General features: G+C 73.8%; 21 protein-coding genes and 1 tRNA gene. 14 read left to right on the top strand and 8 right to left on the bottom strand.

All coding sequences use genetic code 11. The annotated features are described in order from the left end of the window. Positions 1–2: 2 nt before the first annotated feature. Genes J2S63_RS01840 through J2S63_RS01825 form a run of 4 tightly spaced genes read left to right on the top strand, consistent with a single transcriptional unit; the run spans position 3 to position 2,659 of the window. On the top strand, positions 3–410 hold the full coding sequence (locus J2S63_RS01840; protein WP_310297858.1) for a YciI family protein: 408 nt from the start codon (positions 3–5) through the stop codon (positions 408–410). 7 nt (positions 411–417) lie between these two features. Next, positions 418–1,587: an RNA polymerase sigma factor gene (locus J2S63_RS01835; RefSeq protein ID WP_310297855.1), complete on the top strand. Its 1,170-nt coding sequence runs from the start codon at positions 418–420 to the stop codon at positions 1,585–1,587. Further along, positions 1,584–2,084, top strand: a complete 501-nt coding sequence (locus J2S63_RS01830; protein ID WP_310297852.1) for a flavin reductase family protein — start codon at positions 1,584–1,586, stop codon at positions 2,082–2,084. The genes J2S63_RS01835 and J2S63_RS01830 overlap by 4 nt, the downstream gene beginning before the upstream one ends. A 23-nt stretch (positions 2,085–2,107) precedes the next feature. Beyond that, on the top strand, positions 2,108–2,659 hold the full coding sequence (locus J2S63_RS01825; RefSeq protein ID WP_310297850.1) for a histidine phosphatase family protein: 552 nt from the start codon (positions 2,108–2,110) through the stop codon (positions 2,657–2,659). Here the strand turns inward: J2S63_RS01825 and J2S63_RS01820 are convergent. Then, complete coding sequence (locus J2S63_RS01820; RefSeq protein ID WP_310297849.1) at positions 2,656–3,591, bottom strand: acyl-ACP desaturase; 936 nt, start codon at positions 3,589–3,591, stop codon at positions 2,656–2,658. The genes J2S63_RS01825 and J2S63_RS01820 overlap by 4 nt on opposite strands. A 70-nt stretch (positions 3,592–3,661) precedes the next feature. On the opposite strand from J2S63_RS01820, the gene J2S63_RS01815 reads away from it, so the two are divergent. The 6 genes from J2S63_RS01815 (at position 3,662) to J2S63_RS01790 (ending at position 6,255) form a co-directional block, all read left to right on the top strand. Continuing rightward, positions 3,662–4,333, top strand: a complete 672-nt coding sequence (locus tag J2S63_RS01815; RefSeq protein ID WP_310297846.1) for an alpha/beta hydrolase — start codon at positions 3,662–3,664, stop codon at positions 4,331–4,333. 48 nt (positions 4,334–4,381) lie between these two features. After that, positions 4,382–4,615, top strand: coding sequence for a hypothetical protein (locus tag J2S63_RS01810; protein WP_310297842.1), 234 nt, complete (start codon positions 4,382–4,384; stop codon positions 4,613–4,615). Positions 4,616–4,619: 4 nt separating this feature from the next. Beyond that, positions 4,620–5,087: a polysaccharide deacetylase family protein gene (locus tag J2S63_RS01805; RefSeq protein ID WP_310297840.1), complete on the top strand. Its 468-nt coding sequence runs from the start codon at positions 4,620–4,622 to the stop codon at positions 5,085–5,087. A 334-nt stretch (positions 5,088–5,421) separates the two neighbouring features. Then, complete coding sequence (locus J2S63_RS01800; RefSeq protein ID WP_310297837.1) at positions 5,422–5,775, top strand: hypothetical protein; 354 nt, start codon at positions 5,422–5,424, stop codon at positions 5,773–5,775. 13 nt (positions 5,776–5,788) lie between these two features. Next, positions 5,789–5,862, top strand: a tRNA-Ile gene (locus J2S63_RS01795). A 63-nt stretch (positions 5,863–5,925) separates the two neighbouring features. Then, complete coding sequence (locus J2S63_RS01790) at positions 5,926–6,255, top strand: divalent metal cation transporter (RefSeq protein ID WP_310297834.1); 330 nt, start codon at positions 5,926–5,928, stop codon at positions 6,253–6,255. Positions 6,256–6,282: 27 nt separating this feature from the next. On the opposite strand, the gene J2S63_RS01785 is transcribed toward J2S63_RS01790, so the two are convergent. Both J2S63_RS01785 and J2S63_RS01780 read right to left on the bottom strand, forming a co-directional pair. Next, positions 6,283–6,969: an alpha/beta fold hydrolase gene (locus J2S63_RS01785; RefSeq protein WP_310297832.1), complete on the bottom strand. Its 687-nt coding sequence runs from the start codon at positions 6,967–6,969 to the stop codon at positions 6,283–6,285. A gap of 60 nt (positions 6,970–7,029) precedes the next feature. Then, positions 7,030–7,941: a ribokinase gene (locus J2S63_RS01780; RefSeq protein ID WP_310297830.1), complete on the bottom strand. Its 912-nt coding sequence runs from the start codon at positions 7,939–7,941 to the stop codon at positions 7,030–7,032. 25 nt (positions 7,942–7,966) lie between these two features. On the opposite strand from J2S63_RS01780, the gene J2S63_RS01775 reads away from it, so the two are divergent. Together J2S63_RS01775 and J2S63_RS01770 are read left to right on the top strand one after the other, a co-directional pair. After that, the gene (locus J2S63_RS01775) at positions 7,967–8,929 is read left to right on the top strand and encodes a nucleoside hydrolase (protein WP_310297827.1); all 963 of its coding nucleotides are present in this window, start codon (positions 7,967–7,969) and stop codon (positions 8,927–8,929) included. 62 nt (positions 8,930–8,991) lie between these two features. Then, a complete protein-coding gene (locus J2S63_RS01770; RefSeq protein ID WP_310297825.1) occupies positions 8,992–11,592 on the top strand; it encodes a glucosidase family protein in 2,601 nt (866 codons plus the stop codon). A 7-nt stretch (positions 11,593–11,599) separates the two neighbouring features. Here J2S63_RS01770 and J2S63_RS01765 read toward each other — a convergent pair whose 3' ends face one another. After that, positions 11,600–11,776, bottom strand: coding sequence for a hypothetical protein (locus J2S63_RS01765; RefSeq protein WP_310297822.1), 177 nt, complete (start codon positions 11,774–11,776; stop codon positions 11,600–11,602). 478 nt (positions 11,777–12,254) lie between these two features. Then, positions 12,255–12,563, bottom strand: coding sequence for a hypothetical protein (locus tag J2S63_RS01760; protein ID WP_310297819.1), 309 nt, complete (start codon positions 12,561–12,563; stop codon positions 12,255–12,257). A 608-nt stretch (positions 12,564–13,171) separates the two neighbouring features. On the opposite strand from J2S63_RS01760, the gene J2S63_RS01755 reads away from it, so the two are divergent. After that, positions 13,172–14,227, top strand: coding sequence for a prolyl oligopeptidase family serine peptidase (locus J2S63_RS01755; protein ID WP_310306554.1), 1,056 nt, complete (start codon positions 13,172–13,174; stop codon positions 14,225–14,227). On the opposite strand, the gene J2S63_RS01750 is transcribed toward J2S63_RS01755, so the two are convergent. The 3 genes from J2S63_RS01750 to J2S63_RS01740 form a co-directional block, all read right to left on the bottom strand. Beyond that, on the bottom strand, positions 14,195–14,662 hold the full coding sequence (locus tag J2S63_RS01750; RefSeq protein ID WP_310297816.1) for a hypothetical protein: 468 nt from the start codon (positions 14,660–14,662) through the stop codon (positions 14,195–14,197). The genes J2S63_RS01755 and J2S63_RS01750 overlap by 33 nt on opposite strands. A 134-nt stretch (positions 14,663–14,796) precedes the next feature. Next, the gene (locus J2S63_RS01745; protein ID WP_310297814.1) at positions 14,797–16,302 is read right to left on the bottom strand and encodes a DUF222 domain-containing protein; all 1,506 of its coding nucleotides are present in this window, start codon (positions 16,300–16,302) and stop codon (positions 14,797–14,799) included. Positions 16,303–16,392: 90 nt separating this feature from the next. Continuing rightward, positions 16,393–17,526, bottom strand: a complete 1,134-nt coding sequence (locus J2S63_RS01740) for an FUSC family protein (RefSeq protein ID WP_310297811.1) — start codon at positions 17,524–17,526, stop codon at positions 16,393–16,395. 52 nt (positions 17,527–17,578) lie between these two features. On the opposite strand from J2S63_RS01740, the gene J2S63_RS01735 reads away from it, so the two are divergent. Then, the gene (locus J2S63_RS01735; protein ID WP_310297809.1) at positions 17,579–18,403 is read left to right on the top strand and encodes a methyltransferase domain-containing protein; all 825 of its coding nucleotides are present in this window, start codon (positions 17,579–17,581) and stop codon (positions 18,401–18,403) included. Positions 18,404–18,531 lie beyond the last annotated feature (128 nt).

Below are 18,531 nucleotides of genomic sequence, written 5' to 3'. Positions count from 1 at the left end.
CCATGGCGAAGTACCTGATCCTCAAGCACTACCGCGGCGGACGCCCGCCGGTGAACGACGTCCCGATGGACCACTGGACGCCCGAGGAGGTCGACGCGCACATGCAGTTCATGGCCGACTTCGCCGACAAGCTGACCGCGAGCGGCGAGCTCGTCGACGGCCAGGCGGTGGCGATGGACGGCTTCTGGGTGAGGTACGACGGTGAGGGGCGTCCGCCGGTCGTCGACGGCCCCTTCGCGGAGACCAAGGACCTGATCGCCGGGTGGATGGTCGTCGACGTGGACTCGCAGGAGCGGGCCGTCGAGCTCGCGGGCGAGCTGTCCGCCGCCCCGTCGGCCGGTGGTCGCCCGCTGGGGGAGTGGCTCGAGGTGCGGCCGTTCCTCGATCTGCCCGCCAACTTCGACGTCTGAGCCGCCCGTGCTCGACGAGCGCCTCCTGCGCGAGCTGACGCCGCGGGTGATCTCCGTCCTGGTGCGCCGGGGAGCGGACTTCGCCTCCGCGGAGGACGCCGTGCAGGAGGCGCTGGTCGCAGCCTGGGAGACCTGGCTCGACGACCCGCCGCGCGACCCGAAGGCGTGGCTGGTCACGGCCGCGTGGCGACGCCACGTCGACCACGTGCGCTCGGAGTCGGCCCGGCGCACCCGGGAGGACCGCGAGGCGCTCGAGCCCGCGCCCGGACCGGCTGCCGAGGAGGACGACTCGCTCGCGCTCTGCTTCCTCTGCGCGCACCCGTCCCTCACGCCGTCCTCCGCGGTGGCGCTGACCCTGCGCGCGGTGGGCGGCCTGACCACCCGCCAGATCGCGGCGGCGTACCTCGTCCCCGAGGCGACCATGGCCCAGCGGATCAGTCGCGCCAAGCGCACCGTGTCCGGCGTACGTCTCGACGAGCCGGGGGACCTCGCGACCGTGCTGCGGGTGCTCTACCTGGTGTTCAACGAGGGCTACACCGGCGAGGTCGACCTGGCCGCGGAGGCGATCCGGCTGACCCGGCGCCTGGCAGCGCAGTCGCGCGAGCCGGAGGCGTGGGGGCTGCTCGCGCTCATGCTCCTGCACCACGCGCGCCGCGCGGCCCGCACCGACGAGGGCCGGCTGGTCCCGCTCGCCGAGCAGGACCGGTCGCGCTGGGACACCGCGGTCGTCGCCGAGGGCGTCGAGGTGCTGCAGTCCGCGCTCGCCCAGGACCGGCTGGGGGAGTACCAGGCGCAGGCCGCGATCGCCGCCCTGCACGCCGACGCCCCGTCGGCCGAGGAGACCGACTGGGTGCAGGTGGTGGAGTGGTACGACGAGCTGCTCGCGCTCACCGGCAGCCCCGTCGTGCGCCTCAACCGGGCGGTCGCGGTGGGCGAGGCGGACGGCCCCAGGGCCGGCCTCGCCGCGCTCGCCGAGGTGCCGGCCGGGATCCCGCGACGCACCGCTGCCGAGGCGTGGTTGCGCGAGCATGACGGTGACCTCGCGCGCGCAGCGGACCTGTACGCCGAGGCCGCGCGCCAGGCGTCCAACGCGGCCGAGCGCGCCCACCTGACCAAGCAGGCGGCACGGTTGCGTCATCGGGCCGTCGACGTGTCCGAGAACCAGGAGCTGTCATGACGATCCACACCGAGCACCCCTTCGCCGAGGCCGAGGACCCGGTCCGCCGCTTCCGCGGGCGGCTCGGCGGGACCGTCGCGGTCGCGTGCGCGGGCTCCGGCGCGGACCGGGCCGGGCTGACGGTCACCTCGTTCGTCGTGGCCAACGGGGACCCCGCCCACCTGCTCGTGCTCGTCGACCCCGACTCCGACCTCGCCGACGCGGTCGAGGAGACCGGCGCGCTCGCGGTCTCGTTGCTGACCTGGGAGCACCGCGACCTGGCCGAGGCGTTCGCCGGCCTGGCCCCTGCGCCGGGCGGCATGTTCCGCCTCGGCACCTGGGAGCAGACCGAGTGGGGCCCGGTCCTCGCCGACGGGCCCGGCTGGGCCGCGGGGCCGGTCGTCGCCCGCACGGAGGTCGGCTGGTCGCTCCAGCTCGACGCCGAGGTCGCGCGCGTCGTCGTACGCGACGGGGAGGCGCTGGTCCACCGCCGCGGCCGCTATCAGCGGCCGGGCTGATCGCCGATCCGTAGCCTGGCCCGATGGAGCTCTGGCTGGTGCGGCACGGACAGACCGAGTGGAGCGAGGCGGGCAAGCACACCTCGACCACCGACCTCCCGCTGCTCGAGGACGGGGAGCGGGACGCGATCGCCCTGCGACCGCGCCTGGAGCCCGAGCACTTCGACCTCGTGCTCACGAGCCCGCGGCAGCGCGCCCGTCGCACGGCGGAGCTCGCGGGGTTCCCCGACGCCGAGGTCGACGAGGACCTCGTCGAGTGGGCCTACGGCAACGACGAGGGCCGCACGACCGAGGAGATCCGCGAGGACGTGCCGGAGTGGACCGTCTGGACCCACGGGCCGCGCGGGGGTGAGACGGCCGACCAGGTGGGCGCGCGCTGCGACCGCGTGATCGAGCGGGTCCGAGACGTCGAGCGTGCGCTGGTCTTCGGGCACGGCCACTCGCTCCGGGCGCTCACCGCGCGCTGGCTGGACGAGCCGGTGCCGTTCGGGCGTCACGTCAAGCTGGACACCGCCACGCTGAGCACGCTGGGATTCGAGCGCGAGACGCCGGTCGTCCTGCGCTGGAACGGCTAGCCGGCTCGACGCGCCGCCCTCTTGGCCTCGGCCTCGGCCCGGCGCTCGACGAACCGCGTCGCCTCCTCGTCCAGCGCCGCCACGGCCGCGGCGAGCTCCTCGCGCGCCCGCTCGCCCTCGTCGTCGAGGCCCTCGAGCGCCCACACGTCCCACTGCCTCAGCAGGGGGCTGACGATGTCGTCGTGGTGGATGCGCAGGTCGTAGATGCCGGCCTTGGCCATCTGCACGGCCTTGCGGTTGAAGCCCGGGATGATCGCGCCGGGCATCTGGAAGCCGACCACCTCGTCGGTGATCGCGCGCAGCGTCTGACCGGGCGCGACCGCGAGCGCCGCCGCGACGATGTTGCGGTAGAAGATCATGTGCAGGTTCTCGTCCTTGGCGACGCGGGCGAGCAGCTTCTCGGCGATCGGCTCCTCGGTGAAGCGGCCGGTGTTGCGGTGCGAGACGCGCGTGGCCAGCTCCTGGAACGAGACGTAGGCGCACACGTTGAGCAGCGGCTTGTCGCCGGAGTCGAAGCCGGTCTCCATCGTCTGCATCCGCGCCCGCTCGAGCTCGACCGGGTCGACGCCGCGGGTGACGAGCAGGTAGTCGCGGATGCAGTAGGCGTGCCGCCCCTCCTCGGCGGTCCACCGGTTGACCCACGCGCCCCAGGCGCTGTCGCGGCCGAACGCACGGTCGATCTCGCGGTGGTACGACGGCAGGTTGTCCTCGGTGAGCAGGTTGACCTCGAGCGCGGTGCGCGCCAGCGGGGACAGCTGCGACTGCGCGGCCTCCCACGGCTCGCCGCCGAGGTCGGCGAAGTCGCGACCGAGGCTCCAGGGGACGTACTCGTGGGGCATCCACTCGTCGGCGATGCCCAGGTGGCGGTCGAGGTTCTCGGTCACGACCGGTTCCAGCTCGGTCAGCAGGGCGGTGGTGTCGAGGGGGCTCATCCCCCCGTCGTACACCCGTGGGAGCGATCTGGCCAGGGAGCGGCTTGATCGGGCTGGGCACCCTGGCCGCATGCACCTGCAGCCGCGCCTGGTCCCGACGAGCGAGCCGGACCGCCCCGAGGGGGTGGTGGTCGTGCTGCACGGCGGCGCGTCGCGGGGCGAGCAGATGATGGTGAGCCCGACCCAGCTGTCGGTGCTGCGCATGGTGCCGATCGCCCGCCGGATCGCCAGGGCGGGGCGCGGCCGGCTGGCGACCTACCGACTGCTCAACAGCTACCGCGGCTGGGACACCCACCACACCCCGGTCGACGACGCGCGGTGGGCGATGCGGCAGGTGACGGAGAGGTACGGCGACGTGCCGGTCTGCCTGGTCGGCCACTCGCTCGGCGGCCGGGCCGCGCTGCTCGCCGGTGACCACGACAACGTGGCGAGCGTGGTGGCGCTCAACCCGTGGGTCTACCCGACCGACCGCGCGGACCTGACGGGTCGCCGGGTGCTCATCGCGCACGGCGACGCCGACCGGATCGCGGTGCCCTCGCGGGCGCAGACCGTCGCCCGCACGCTGGCGCGCACGACCGACGTCGCGTGGCTGACGGTGCAGGGTGGCAAGCACGCGATGCTCAACCGGGCAAGGGTCTTCGAGGGCGCCGCAGCCGACTGGGCGACCGCGACGCTGCTCGGACGCGACGTCGGCGGACCGGTCTCGCGGCTGCTCGCGGGGGAGCGCAGCACGACCGTCTGACCCCCGTCTCCCGGCGTAGACTGGAGGTGGAGCCTCCCTCAGCTGGTGATGACGATGATCCGCTCCCCGCACCTCCTGGGAACCCTCCTCCTCGGCCTGGTCGCAGGTCTCGCCGCGTGCTCGGGGGCGACCCCGGTCGCGGCACCCGCGGTGTCGACCGGTTCGGCAGCCGCGTGCGCCGTGCCCGACCGGTTCCGCGGGGTCGCGCCCATCCGGCGCACGCTCAACGCGACCGGGGTGCCCGCGACGTTCTTCCTGACCGGCCAGTGGGTGCAGCGCTAACCCGGTGCGGGCGGCGCGGCTGGGGGCCGAGCACCTCGTCGGCAACCACACCGTCAGCCACCCCGACCTGACGAAGCTCGCCGACGCCGCGGTGCGCAGCCAGATCCGGACCGCCCAGACCATGATCACGACCGCGTCCAAGCAGGACCCGCGGCGCTTCTTCCGGTTCCCGTTCGGCGCGCGTGACGCGCGCACGATCCGGCTGGTCAACGAGCTCTGCTACGTCCCGTTCCGCTGGACCGTCGACACCCTGGGCTGGAAGGGGACCTCGGGCGGCATGACGTCCGCGGCCGTCGTACGCCGGGTGCTGGCGGGGCTGCGGCCCGGCGAGATCGTGCTCATGCACGTCGGCTCGCACCCGACCGACCACAGCACGCTCGACGCCGACGCGCTGCCGCAGGTCATCCGGGAGGTGCGGGCTCGCGGCTACACGTTCGTCCGGCTCTCGCGGGTGATGGCGGCGACGCCGTGATCAGCGCCTGAGCACGGCGAGCGAGGCGACCAGCCGCGCGAGCAGCACGTCGAGGTGGCGGCGCTGCTCGTCGGTCAGGGGAGTGGGGACGCGGCTGTGTCGCTCGGCCGCCGGCCGCACGAGGTAGCCGAGCTCCTCAAGGTGGCGACGTCGTCGCGAGGGGTCCTGGTGGGCGGCGACCGGCTCGCCGTCGAGGTCCTTGACGCGGTGGACGTGGAGCTTGAGGTCGAGCGAGGGCCGGACCCCGGCCTTGCCGATGACGTGCCCGGTGAACAGCGCCTGCCTCCAGCACCTGCAGCTGCACCGCCGCCACCTGGGGGTCGAGGGACCTGAGGTGGTCGAGGTCGACGTCCAGGAACTCGTCGCCGTCGAGGTGGAAGAGCCACTCGCCCCAGTCGAAGGGCGCCAGCAGCACCCGGGCGAGGTTGGCGTTGAGGGTCTGGCGGATGTTGACGTTGCCCGGCCGGTGACCGCACCAGTAGTCGCCGTACGCCGCGACGGGCGTGGCGCACGGCTGCTCCGCGAGCCACGCCTCGGCCCCGGGGTGCTCGACGTCAGGAAGACGAGCACGTGGTCCACCCCGGCCGCGAGGTTGCGCTCGACGAAGAGCCGGATGCGTCCGGTCGTGTCCTTGATCGTGCTGACCGCGAAGATCACTGCCAAGGGCGGCTCAGACCGACCTGGATAGGGTGCTCCGGCGAGGGGCGGTAGCTCAGCCGGTCAGAGCAGAGGACTCATAATCCTTGGGTCGTGGGTTCGAGCCCCACCCGCCCTACGACCTCGGTGCGTCCCGCTGACCGAAGGTGCTGTTCGGCCCTGCCGGGTCCGTGACCTCGGCGTGCAGGTCGGCCACTACCTGGGCAAGGAGGGCGCGCTGGACGACGGGTTCCGCGGTGTGCCGTACTTCTACGCGACCTACCTGGTCGTCATGGGCGTCGCCGCCACGGTCGTCCTCGTGCCGGGACTGCCGCTCGTCCCGGTCCTGCTGCTCACCCAGGTCCTCAACGCGGTGCTCCTGCTGCCGCTGCTGGTCCTGATGCACCGGCTCGCGGCGGACCCGGAGGTGATGTCCGACCTCGCCACCGGCAGAACTGCCGGCCTCGCCCAGGTGGTCGTGATCGTGCTGGTCTCCGGGTGCGTCGCGGCGCTCCTGGTCCTGTCTGCGTGAGCGGAGGGAGTCCACGCTGCGTCGGCCCTACGACAGGCTCAGGATGGCGTCGGTCAGCTCCCTCGGACGGGAAAGGGCGACCAGGTGCCCGCCCGGGACGACCACGGGCTCGACGCCCAGGCGCTCCCGTGCCAGCCGTTGCTGGAACTCGAGCGGGAAGAAGCGGTCGTCGCGCCCTGCGACCACGGTGGTGGCAGCCGGCCAGGACTCGAAGCGGCACGGGTCGGCGAAGGGGCGGGTCGACTGCTCGCCCTTGCCCGGGACGGTCGCCAGCACCGACGCCGGCACGTCGTGGAAGAGATAGGTGCCGGGGTCGAACTCGACCGGGTAGCCCTCCCGGGCCGCGCGGGCGGTGCGTGCCTCGACGGCGCCCGTGCTGCCCCACCAGGCGCCGGGGGTCTCGTCGGGGAGCGGGGTCATCGGGTTGACCAGCACGACCGCGTCGGGCTGCAGCTGGCTGAGGACCAAGGGGGCGGTGAACGCCCCCAGCGACGCGGCGACGACCACCACGCGTCGCGGGCCGCTCGTGGTCGGCGTACCGAGTCCTGCGGCGGCGTCGAGCACGGCCCGGGCGTAGTCGGTCAGGCCCTGGGTGTCGTCGTCGGCGGGCAGCTCCACCGCCACCGCTCGGTGTCCGCGCTCCCGCAGCGCCGCGGTCACGAGGTGCCAGTACCAGCCGCGCCCGCCGGCACCAGGGATGAGGATGAGGTCCATGGCGACTCCCTGAGGATGCTGCACCCAGCCTGGCACCGAGTCCGCGGTCGAGCCAGGCGCCTAGGACCCCGACGTCGACATCAGGCGGTCGACCTCGGCGGCGGACGGCATGCCGCTCGTCGCGCCCAGCGCCTGGGTGGACAGGGACGCGGCGCCCACCGCCCAACGCACGGCGTCGGCGTACGGGACATCCCGCGCGAGAGCGGCCGCGAGCGCGCCGACGAACGTGTCGCCCGCCCCGGTCGTGTCGACCACCTCGACCCGCGGTGCGCCGACCGACAGCACGCTCGCGCCGTCGCGGACCAGGGCGCCCCGTCCGCCGAGGGTGACCACCACGCGCTCGGGCAGGGACGACGAGGTCAGCGCCTCCTCCGAGACCGGCGCGCCGGTGACGACCTCGAACTCGCCCTCGTTGACCACGAGGACGTCGACGAGGGCGAGCAGCTCGCGCGGCAGCTCCTGCGCGGGCGCCGGGTTGAGCACGAACACCCCGGAGGTACGGCGGCCGGCGGCCACCACGGCCTCGAGGGGCACCTCCAGCTGGGCCACGACCACCGGCGACCCGGTCAGGAGGGGAGCTGCGGCGGCGACGTCGGCCTCGGACAGCGCACCGTTGGCCCCGCCGACCACGATGATCTGGTTCTCGGCCTCGTCGTCGACCTGGACGAAGGCGCGTCCGGTGGGCCCGTCCACGGGGGTGAGCAGCGTGACGTCGACCCCCTCGTCGGCCAGCGCCGAGCGCACGGTCGAGGCCGCCTGGTCCGTGCCGACGTGACCGACGAACGCCACGCGTCGGCCGAGCCTCGCGGCGGCGACGGCCTGGTTGCCGCCCTTGCCGCCGACGAACTCGTGGTAGCCGGTCGCGAGTACGGTCTCACCTGCGTGCGGCAGCGTCTCGACCCTCACGACGAGGTCCAGGTTGACGCTCCCCACGACCACGATCTCCGCACCGGCGGAGGACGGCTCATCCACTCGAAGCTCCTCAGCGAGAGGTTCCATGAAGCATCACATCATCCTGGACGTGGACACCGGCAAGGACGACGCCCTGGCGCTGATGCTCGCCGTGCGGCACCCGGACCTCGAGGTGCGGGCGGTCACCTGCGTCGAGGGCAACACCTCGCTGGAGCAGGTCGTCGCCAACACGCTGCGCGTCCTCGACCTCGTCGGCGCGCCGTCGGACCTCCCTGTGGCCGCCGGGGCCCGGACGCCCCTGGTCGAGCCTCCGCGGGACGCCTCGATGTTCCACGGCGCCAACGGGCTGGGCGACCTCACGCTCCCCGAGCCCACGCGCACCGTCTCCGAGCTGCACGCCGTCGAGCTGCTGCGACGCGAGCTCCTGGCCGCCGAGGAGCCGCTCACGCTGGTCACCCTCGCACCCCTGACCAACGTCGCGCTGCTGCTCCGGATGCACCCGGAAGTGCGCGACCGGATCGGCCGCATCGTGATGATGGGCGGCTCCGCGTCGCGCGGCAACGCCACGGCGGTCGCGGAGTTCAACGTCTGGCACGACCCGGAGGCGGCGCACGTCGTGCTCACCAGCGGCGTGCCCGTGACGCTCTACGGGCTGGACGTCTTCGACCGCGTCGTGGCCGACGACGACGTCATCGCCCGGCTCAGGGCGTCCGACGACGCCGTCGCGCGCACGGCGGGCGAGCTGCTCGCGCACGAGTTCGTCGACCCGAGGACGGGGGAGCGCAAGCCCTACCGCAAGATCGGCGACGCCGGCGCGGTCGTGGCCCTGGTGGCGCCCGAGCTGTTCGCCTTCGAGACCTGGCCCGTGCAGGTCGACCTGGCGCCCGGGCTCGGCCGTGGCCAGACGCTGGTCGACCGGCGGGACGCCGCCGGTGAGGACCTGGTCCACGGACTGCGGGGGCCGTGGCCGCTCGTGGACGTCGCGCTCGACGTCGACCCCCGAGCCGTGCTCGAGCTCTTCCTCGACACCGTGGAGGGTCGCACCTGACCGCACCCATGGACATCCCGGGCCGCCGGGTGTGGACTGGCCGGGACCCTCGGGAGGTCCCCATGCCCCACCCCGTGCGCCCCCGCACCGTCCTGGCCGCCCTCACCGCCGCAGCCGCCACCGCCGCCGCGCTGGCCGTCGTACCTCCGACGCAGGCGAGCGACTCGCCCTCCGCGCGGGCCGCGGTGCCACGCGAGCTGTCGGAGACCACTCAGCTCGCCGAGCGCCGCAGCCTCGTCGTCGGGCGGCGGTTCTTCGAGATGGGGGCGGAGGACGGCCGCTACCCCGCGACCGGGTTCCACACCCGCGGGGAGATGGGCGGCTTCTGGACGCCGCCGATCAAGCTGCTCGACGGCCTGTGGTTCAAGGCGGGCAGCACCTGGCTGACGTCGTCGCGCTACACCAGCGGCTGGGGCTACCAGCGGATGGACCTCGGCACCCACGACGGCGTCGCGATCACCCGGACCGACTTCGTGCCCGGCTCGATGCGTGCGGGACTGGTCAGGCTGCGGCTCGACTCGCCCACCGCGACGACGCTCGACCTGTCCGTGGACGCGCACTCGGAGCTGATGAAGGTCTACCCGTGGGGCGAGACCAAGCCGACCGACCAGCGCACCTACAACCTGGCCGACACCGGCAAGGTGCGGCGCGGTGCGCTGCTGTTCCAGGAGCAGGGCACTCCTCCGGCGACCAACGCCGAGCGGCACGACTACGCCGCGGTCGTCGGCTCGACGCTGACCCCCGCGAGCACCGACCTCGGTCCGGACCACCGAGGCCCGCAGGACCCGGCCGTGATCTGCCCGGCCTCGGGTCCGGACGCGCCGACCCAGCCGGCGTACTGCGACGACACGGAGTACGGCAAGGGCACCGGCGGGGCGCTGCACTACCGGGTCCGCGTCCCCGCGGGCGGCCGCACGGTGTGGTTCGCGGTCGCCGGCTCCGACAACGGCGCGGTCGCAGCGCGGCGCTCCTTCGACGCCGCCCTCGACCGCCCGGGCCGGCGGCTGGACGCGGTGCTCGCCGCGCGTCGGCAGGTCAACGCCTGGTCGCGCGTCGCGGTGCCGGGAGACCGGCTGCTGGAGCGGAGCATCGCCTGGAGCAAGCAGAACCTCGCCGAGTCGGTGCAGCAGGCTCGTGACCTGAAGGTGCGGGTGACCCACGCCGGCACCGTCTATCCCGCGCCCAAGGGCACGGTCGCGCGCGCCGACTGGATCGGCGCCGGCTGGCCCGACTACCCGTGGCTGTTCGCCACCGACGGCGAGTACACCGGCTTCGCCTCTGTCGCCGCCGGGCAATTCGCCGCGATCGAGAGGCACCTGAAGGCACTGCGCGACGTGAGCCGCGTGGCCAACGGGCGCAGCGGCAAGATCGTGCACGAGGTGACTCCGGACGGACAGGTCTACTTCGGCGCCAAAGGCGACGAGGGCAACACCGACGAGACCGCGAAGTTCCCCAGCGCGGTCGCGCTGGTGTGGCGCTGGACGGGGGACGACGGGTTCCGCGACGCGATGTATCCCGCGTCGGTGCGGGCGATGCGCTACATCTTCCGCGTCCTCGACCGGGACGGCGACCTGTGGCCCGAGGGCCTCGGCAACGTCGAGCGTCCGGGCATGGGGGAGGAGAAGCTCGACAACACCGTCTACACGATCCGCGGCCTGCGGGACCTGGCCGACCTCGCTGCCAGCAAGGGCGACACCTCCACACGGCGCTGGGCCAACCGGCGGGCCGCCGCGATGCAGCGACGCTTCGACAAGGCCTGGTGGTACGGCCGGGGCACCGCGCAGTACGCCGACTCCCTGGACGACCCGGGCAACGAGAAGGTCTTCCAACGCCACTGGATCGGGGTCACCCCGGCGGAGGCGGAGCTGCGGATGCCGAACGGCCGGCTGCGCCCGGTCGCGCCGACCGACCACGCGCGTGCGCTGGTCGCGAAGCGTCAGGAGTCCTGCTACTCCGGGAAGTACGGCCTGTTCCACACCGGCACCGGCGCGACGACCGACCCGGGGGGCAACAAGGGCGCCACCTGCGACTCGGCCGTCTCCACGCGTCCGGCGGAGCGCTCGGTGTTCACGCTCAACACCTCGATCATCGCGGTGGCCGAGGCCGCTCTTGGACGGATGCGGCGCGGTCAGGTGCAGCGCTGGACGACTGACAACGCCCAGGTGCAGCTCGACCGGTCGGTGTGGGAGCTCCCGGGCGCGATGCCCGAGATCGCGCCCTCACCGGACTTCGGCGCCAACATCGACAAGCTCTTCACCGAGCGGTCCTCTGCGCTGCAGGCGTGGGGGACGTACGGCGTGCTGTGGCCGGTCGTGCACTACCAGCTCGGAGTCAGCCCCGACGTGGGCCGGCACCGGCTGCGCGTGGTCCCCGACATCCCGGACGGCCAGCACGCGCTGTCGGTCTCGCACCTGCGGCTCGGGCGCGGCTGGGTCGACATCGAGACCACGCGCGGGACCGACCGGCTGCGCACCGAGGTCTCGCACGCCCGCGGGCTGCGCCTGGTGGTCGGGGCCGTGCTGCCCCCCGAACGCGCAGTGAAGCGGGTCCGGCTCGACGGCGAGCGGTCGGCGTACGTCGTGGTGCGCACGCCGCGCGGGCGTGAGGTGCGGGTGTCGGCCGGCCGCGCGCGGCACGCCGAGGTGGTCGTGGTCCTCCGCTGAGCAGGGCTCAGGCGGCGCGCTGCGCGGGCTCGCCCATAAGGGCGCGGGCCTCGCGGTCGAACTCGGCGGCCAGCCGGTCGACCAGGTCCATGCGGTCCTGCCCGACGGCGTCGTTGACCGCCTCGACGTAGCTGTCGTGGAGCGCCTCGAGGGCGCGGGTGATGAGGAGGTCCTGCTGGGTCATCTCGGTCTCTCATGGGGGGTCTGGATGGGTCCCCTCCAGTCTGACGCGGATCGCTTTAACGTTCCAATCCTGAGGGCCTCCCGTGGGGTGATGCTGCGCACAGGCCCGAGGTGGGCATGCTGGGCGCGCCCGTCCCCTCTCGCCCGGACCCTGGAGGCCGCGTGACGCGCCTGCTCACCCGCACGATCGCTGCGACCGTGCTCGCCCTCGTGGCCACCTCGGTCGCGACCCCCGCCCACGCCACCGACGACGTCCCGGCCGGAGCCCCGGCGGCGGCCCACCGGCCGGAGGCCCGCCTGGGCGTCCCCACCGGCTGGCCGTTCGAGCAGCGGCTGTCGCGCACGTCCGGGACCGGGCGGCTCCACGACGGGGCGTCGTACTGGTCGGACTTCGTCTACGACGACCACGGCGCGGCCGTGCCCGGCGCGCTCAGCCCCGACAACGCCGCGGCCCTCGCCCCGACGCAGGGGGTCTACGGCTACCCCGAGGGCCCGGCCCGGCGCAACGGCGCCGACCTCTTCGTCGCCGCGGTGGGCGCGACGGCCCGGGCGACGTACTGGCGCGTGGACTGGAACACCCTCGCCGACCCGCGCGTGCCGATCGCGGTGTGGACCTTCGACACCGACTCCCGGGCCGGCACCGGCCGCGCGGCGTGGCCCGCCGCCGCGGGGGTGACCTCGCCGGGCATCGAGAAGGCGCTGGTCGTCTCCAGCAGGGGTGCGTGGCTGCACGACCTGGTCAGGGGGACCAGCGCCCGCGTCGGCCGGCTGACCGTCGACCGGTCCACCAGGTCGTTCGTGGTCCGGGTCCCGCGCTCGGTGCTCCCGGCGACCGGCCGGTGGCGCGTCCGCCTGGCCGCGGGACTCGCCTCGCCCGACGGTCGGTCGATGGCGGTGCCCACCGTGGCGGGCGGGCTCCCGGCCCAGGGTCTGCCGCGGGTCTACAACCTGGCGTTCCGCACCGCGCGGCAGGAGCCGCCGGTGCACACCGACTCCATGACGGCCGCGCTCGAGGCCGCCGCACAGAAGCAGCTGGCGAGCACGCCGCCGTTCAGCCAGCTCGGTGCCGACGGCCAGGCGCGCTTCGTCACCGGCAACTTCTGGATGGAGGACGACCAGGCCGACACGCTCGCCGGCGGCGACGTCTCGAGGTTCTCCCGGGTCGTGGACTGGTCGCGGCTGCGCGAGCGCGCGCACACCCGTGAGCCACTGGTGCGACGGTGGAGCAACCGCTGGTACGTCTCCCGCCTCCACCTCGGCCAGGGCGCCGTCCGGGACGGCGGCAACGGCGCCGGCGACGGGCGGCCCAACTTCCTCAGCCGGGTCCAGCCCTACGGCGTCTACGTCCCGACCACCTACCGCCCCGGCCGCGACGTGCCGCTGACCTGGGTCCTGCATTCGCTGTCGGTCAACCACAACCAGTACGGCGCCTACGACCCGCGGCTGCTCCAGCAGCTGTGCGAGCGCCGCGGCTCGATCTGCGCGACGACGCTCGGTCGCGGCCCCGACGGGTGGTTACTTCGACGAGGCCGAGGAGGACTTCTGGGCGGTGTGGCGCTCGCTCGGGGCGGCGTACGCCCTCTCGACGCGGCACACCCAGCTGACCGGCTACTCGATGGGCGGCTACGCGGCCTACAAGCTCGGGCTCTCCCACCCCGACCTGTACGCCGGCGCGATGGCCCTCGCGGGCCCGCCCAGCTGTGGGGTGTCCCTCGACGGCGACCAGGTCACCGCTCCCGCCTTCGGTGGCCGGTGCACCTCCGACGGCGCGACCGCACCGCTGGTGCGCAACGCGCGCTGGACGCCGTACCGCATCGCGCAGGGCACCCTCGACCAGCTCGTCCCGTTCACCTCCGTCGAGGCGCAGGTGCAACGGTTCGACACCCTCGGGCTGCGGCACCTCTTCGCGCGCTACCCCGCCGAGGACCACCTGGCGTTCGCCACGCAGGACCGCTTCGACTCGGTCGTCGCCGGCCTCGGTCGGCCCCGGGTCGTGCGCAACCCGCACGTGGTCGACTACACGTGGCGCCCGCACCTGACCCGGCCCGGGCTGGGCATCGGCGCGACCACGGCGTGGTGGACCTCCCGGTTGGCGGCCCGCTCGTCGGTGGCCGGCTCGTTGGCCCGCCTGCAGGCGCGGTCGTACGCCGTCCGGGCGCGCGCGCACGACGTCGTCCGGACCGGACCGACGCCGGTCGCCTCACCGTTGCCGGCGGTCCTCACGCGGCTGGCGTGGAAGCTCGGCGCCCGGCTGCCCCAGGAGCGGCGCCTCACGATGCGCCTGACCAACGTCTCCCGGGTGGCCGTCGCGATGGACCGTGCCGGCCTGCGCTGCGGACGGGTCGTCGTGCGCACCGACGGGCCGGCGACGCTGCTGCTGACCGGGCTCCCGGGGCGCGACCGGCGCTACGCGCTCGAGTCAGGGACCCGGAGGCTGCGGCTGCCCTGCTGATCGCCGGAGAGCTTCGACGAGGCCGTCGACCGAGCCTCGAAGGACGCTGAGGGCACGGTCGTCCCCACGAGCCGCGTCCGTGACGGCACCGTGGAGCTGGTCGCAGAGGCCACCGATCCCGAGCTGCTCCTCCGCGAAGTCGAGCACGTCGTCGACGCGCGCCCAGGTCTGCCGGATCCCTTTGTCCTCGTCCGGGTCCAGCACCGTGTCTGCTGCGTAGATCCACGCCACGACCGCACCGAGAGCGAAGAATGCCGGGCCGTCCGGCTCCTCGTCCTCCTGCAGTGCCGGGATGGCGCTCAGCGTCAGCCTGGCCTCCTCGACGTCGCTGCGTCGACCACCTCGGATGCGGTCAGCAAGTGCAGACAGCGGCGCTGGTGTCAGGGGAGCGAGATCGCCCAGTGGCAGGACCACCTCAGCGAGCAGCAGGGCCACGGTCGGGCGCCTGGCCGGGGCGAGACCCCGGAGCCGTGCCAGGACTGGATCTTCGGGAGGTGAGGTCACGCCCGAATCATCGGTGACATCGGGCCGCGCGCACAGTCTCGCCCCGTGGTTGTCCTCCGCCGCGGTCAGGGGTCGAGGTCGATCTCGACGGTGAGGGGTTGTTCGGGGAAGGAGAGCTCGATGCCGTCGCCGGCGTGGAACATCTGGCGGGCGTGGTCGGGGTCGATCGTACGGGTGCCGCGGTGGTCGACGAGGTAGGTCAGTCCGTGGGGGGTCTGCCAGAGGTAGCGGCCGGCGCCGCACTGGCGTGCGAGGTAGCCGGCGTGGGTCTTCCACCGGTGGTGTCGTCGACCCAGGGGGCCGGAGTTGTGGGTGCCGGTCTGGGGCGGGTCGTCGGGTGGGGCGCCGGGTCGGTAGGGGGTGGGGTGGTCGTAGTCCACGGTCCGGGCGGTCGAGGTGGCGTAGGGCCAGTAGTCCCCGCCGGTGACCAGGTGGACCCGTTCCTTGAGGGTCTCGGGGTGCTCGTAGGCGGTGGTGCGGACCCGGTCGGACAGGTCGATGACCGGCTGGACGACCACTCGGTGGCCGGCGAGGAGGACCTGCAGCTGGGAGAGCGTCATCGCCCCGAAGCCCTCGACCCTGGCGACACCCTCCCCGGTCAGGAGCGTGGTCTCGTGCAGGTGGACGTAGAGGACCGCCTGGGGGGCGATCCGAGAAGCGATCGCGGGGTCACGCAGCAGCTGCAGCACCTCGGCCGGGATCGCGAACGCCCGAGCGACCTCGCCCGGGTTCTCTCCCGGGTCCTCGGTCGGGTCGCCGGGGTCGGTGGGGTCGGTGGGTGGGGTGGTGGTGGCGAGGCCGGTCAGCAGGAGCAGCAGGAGCTGGCCGAGGCGACCGAAGTAGCCCAGGGCGATGGAGCGGCGCTCGTCCAGGGTGGTGTCGGGGTGGGTGGTCAGGACGTGGGCGGCGATCGCCTCGATCATGGCCTCCAGTCCGGCGCCGTCGGCGGCGCTGACCTTGGCCACGACCATCCGGGTGCCGTCGTCCTCGGACTGCCCGACGGTGGCGAAGCGGGTCTGCTCGGCCTGTTCGCGGGTCTGCTCGTGGGCGGCGGGGTCGGCCTCGACGATCTTGGCGCGGGCGAGGTCCAGGGTGCGCCAGACCGACTCGTGGGCGATGGCCCGGGCCACGGCCTGGTCCACGACCCAGACCCGGTCGGCGGGCAGGTGGCGGGACAGGGTGGCGATCTTGCAGGCGACCCAGGGTTCGGCGTCCCCGGTCTGCAGGACCGCCCAGGTCAGGGGCAGGCGGTGGATCAGGTCGAGCACGTCGGCCATCGTGTGGCGGGTCGCGGTCTGGCCCGCGCCGCGGGCGATGGCGATCTCGCCGAGGCAGAAGTCCTGCACCCCGGGTGTGCCGGGGCCGCCGACCTGACGCAGGACCTTGCCGATCCGCCGGGCGTGGTCCTGCTCGTGGGGGGAGAGTCCCTCGAGGGGGTCGGTGTCGTGGATCGCGGCCCACTGCGCCGGGACCTCCAGGTCGGCGACCTCCGCCAACCGGCGTGCGCGGGCGGCGTCGTGGGCCTGGGCCAGCAGGCCGGCCGGGGTCGCCTCACGCAGGTCGATGGACATGCCCCCACCCTAGCCCGTGACGACGACAAACGAACGCGTGTTCGATCATGTGGAGAATGCCCGGCCCGGCCGGGATCGGCTGGACGGTGCTCATGGGTGTCTCCGTTCGTTGGCGCGGACTCGGATCGACGGCGGGGGCTGGTCGAGCGGGTTGGCCGCCGCCACCTCGTCCATCGTGTCGACGACGTTGCGCAGGTTGAGCAGGAGCGCGCCGTACTCCGGCCAGCGCTCGGGGATCGGGTCGAGCCGCTCCAGGCGCCCGACGAGCCCGTCGAGCCGCTCGCGGACCACGACCAGGCCGTCGCGGTCGGCGGCCTCGATCGCCGCCCCGGTCTCGGCGAGGAGGCCGGACCAGTCGTGGGCGAACTCGCTGTCCCAGCGGTCCCCGCGCTCGAGGGCTCGGCCGAGCGTGCGGGCCATGCTCCTGGCTTCGGCCACCGCCTGCTCCATGCGGCGGAGCAGGTCGAACCAGCGTTGGGGCTGGCGCAGGAGCCTGGCCGAGCGGCGCGGGTTCATCCGCGCGCTCTCCTGGGCCTGGCGCACCGTCGACCACGCGGTGTCGATGTCGCCGTCGATGTCGCGGCTCTCCTCGATCCAGCCGGTCACCTCGTCCTCTCCCGCGCCGGCCCGCAGCTCCTCGGCGACCCGGGAGAGCAGGCGTCCGACCCGGTCGTCCACGCGGTCGATCGCCGCGGTCGCCGTACGCCGGCGCAGCGGCGGCCAGACGGCCGCGTTGACCAGCAGGCCGACCACGATGCCGATCGCGGTGTCGGCCAGACGGGAGACCAGCATGCTGTCATCGGTCGAGAAGCCGGTCGCGAGCACGACCAGCGCGGTCGCGGCCACCGTCGTCCCCTCGCCCTCGAACCACGCCAGCGCACCGACTGTCAGGCCGACGAGCAGTGCCAGCGCGACCGACAAGGTGTCGAGGCCCAGGGTGACGCCCACGACCCACGCCAGCACCACGCCGACCGTCGTCGCGGTCACCTGACGGGCTCCCTCGGAGAAGGTGCGGAAGACGGTCGCGTGCACCACGAGCAGGGCCGACCAGGGGGCGAGGAACGGTTGGGGGAGGTCGAGGACGGCGTCGGCGACCACCCAGGCGAGGACGGCGGCGGCGACGGTCTTGACCAGCTGGAGGACGTCGTTCCAGAAGATCGGGTCACGGGCCCGCGAGCGGGTCGCGGCAGCGGTGCGGTCGCGCCATCGGGGGGAATGGCTCATCAGGTGATCCTCCCCAGGTGCGAGGGTCGCGCAAACGCCTAGCGTGCGGACCATGAGCGACGGACCCCGCTACACCCACGGCCACGAGCCGGCCACGCTCGCCTCCCACGGCGTCCGCACCGCCGCGACGTCGGCGGCGTACCTCCTGCCGCACCTGCGCCCCGGGCTCGACGTCCTCGACGTCGGCTGCGGCCCGGGCACGATCACGCTCGACCTCGCCGAGCTGGTCGCGCCGGGCCGGGTGATCGGCGTCGAGAACGTCGAGGCACCCCTCGTGGTCGCTCGCGAGGAGGCCGTCCGCCGCGGGGACTCCGCCACCCGCTTCGAGCGCGCCGACGTCCTGGAGCTGCCCTACGACGACGACTCGTTCGACGTCGTCCACGCCCACCAGGTGCTGCAGCACCTGACCGACCCGGTGACCGCGCTGCGCGAGATGGCGCGGGTGTGCCGGCCGGATGGGTGGGTCGCCGCACGCGACGCCGACTACGCCGCGATGGCATGGCACCCCCGGCTGCCGGGCCTCGACCTGTGGCGCGAGACCTACCGCGCGGTCGCCCACGGCAACGGCGCGGAGCCCGACGCCGGTCGTCGCATGCGGGAGTGGGCCAACGCCGCGGGACTCGCCGACGTGCGCATCACCTCGTCGGTGTGGACCTACGCCGACCAGGCGTCGGCGCAGTGGTGGGGCACCAGCCAGGCCGCCAGGTGCTCCGGCCCCGTCTTCGCCGCGCAGGCGGCCGAGCTCGGTGTCGGCGAGGACGGGCTGGCCGAGATCGCCGGGGCCTGGCGGGCGTGGGGGAGCGAACCCGACGCGTGGTTCGTGGTCCTCCACGGCGAGCTGCTGGCCCGGCCGGGCGGATGGGCTCAGGACTCCTAGAGCGCCCACCACGCGGCGGTGAGCTGCTCGGTGTCGGACCTCACGTCGTACGTCGGCCCGACGGGCTGGCAGACCGTGGCCGTCGGGAGGATGCTGGGAGCAGGGACCGAAACGCCTCGATCCCCTTG

Origin of the sequence: Nocardioides marmoribigeumensis (genome assembly GCF_031458325.1) — a bacterium.
Lineage (GTDB): Bacteria > Actinomycetota > Actinomycetes > Propionibacteriales > Nocardioidaceae > Marmoricola_A > Marmoricola_A marmoribigeumensis.
Note: the sequence above shows the minus strand (reverse complement) of the source record. Positions and strands in the feature narration are given on the sequence as shown.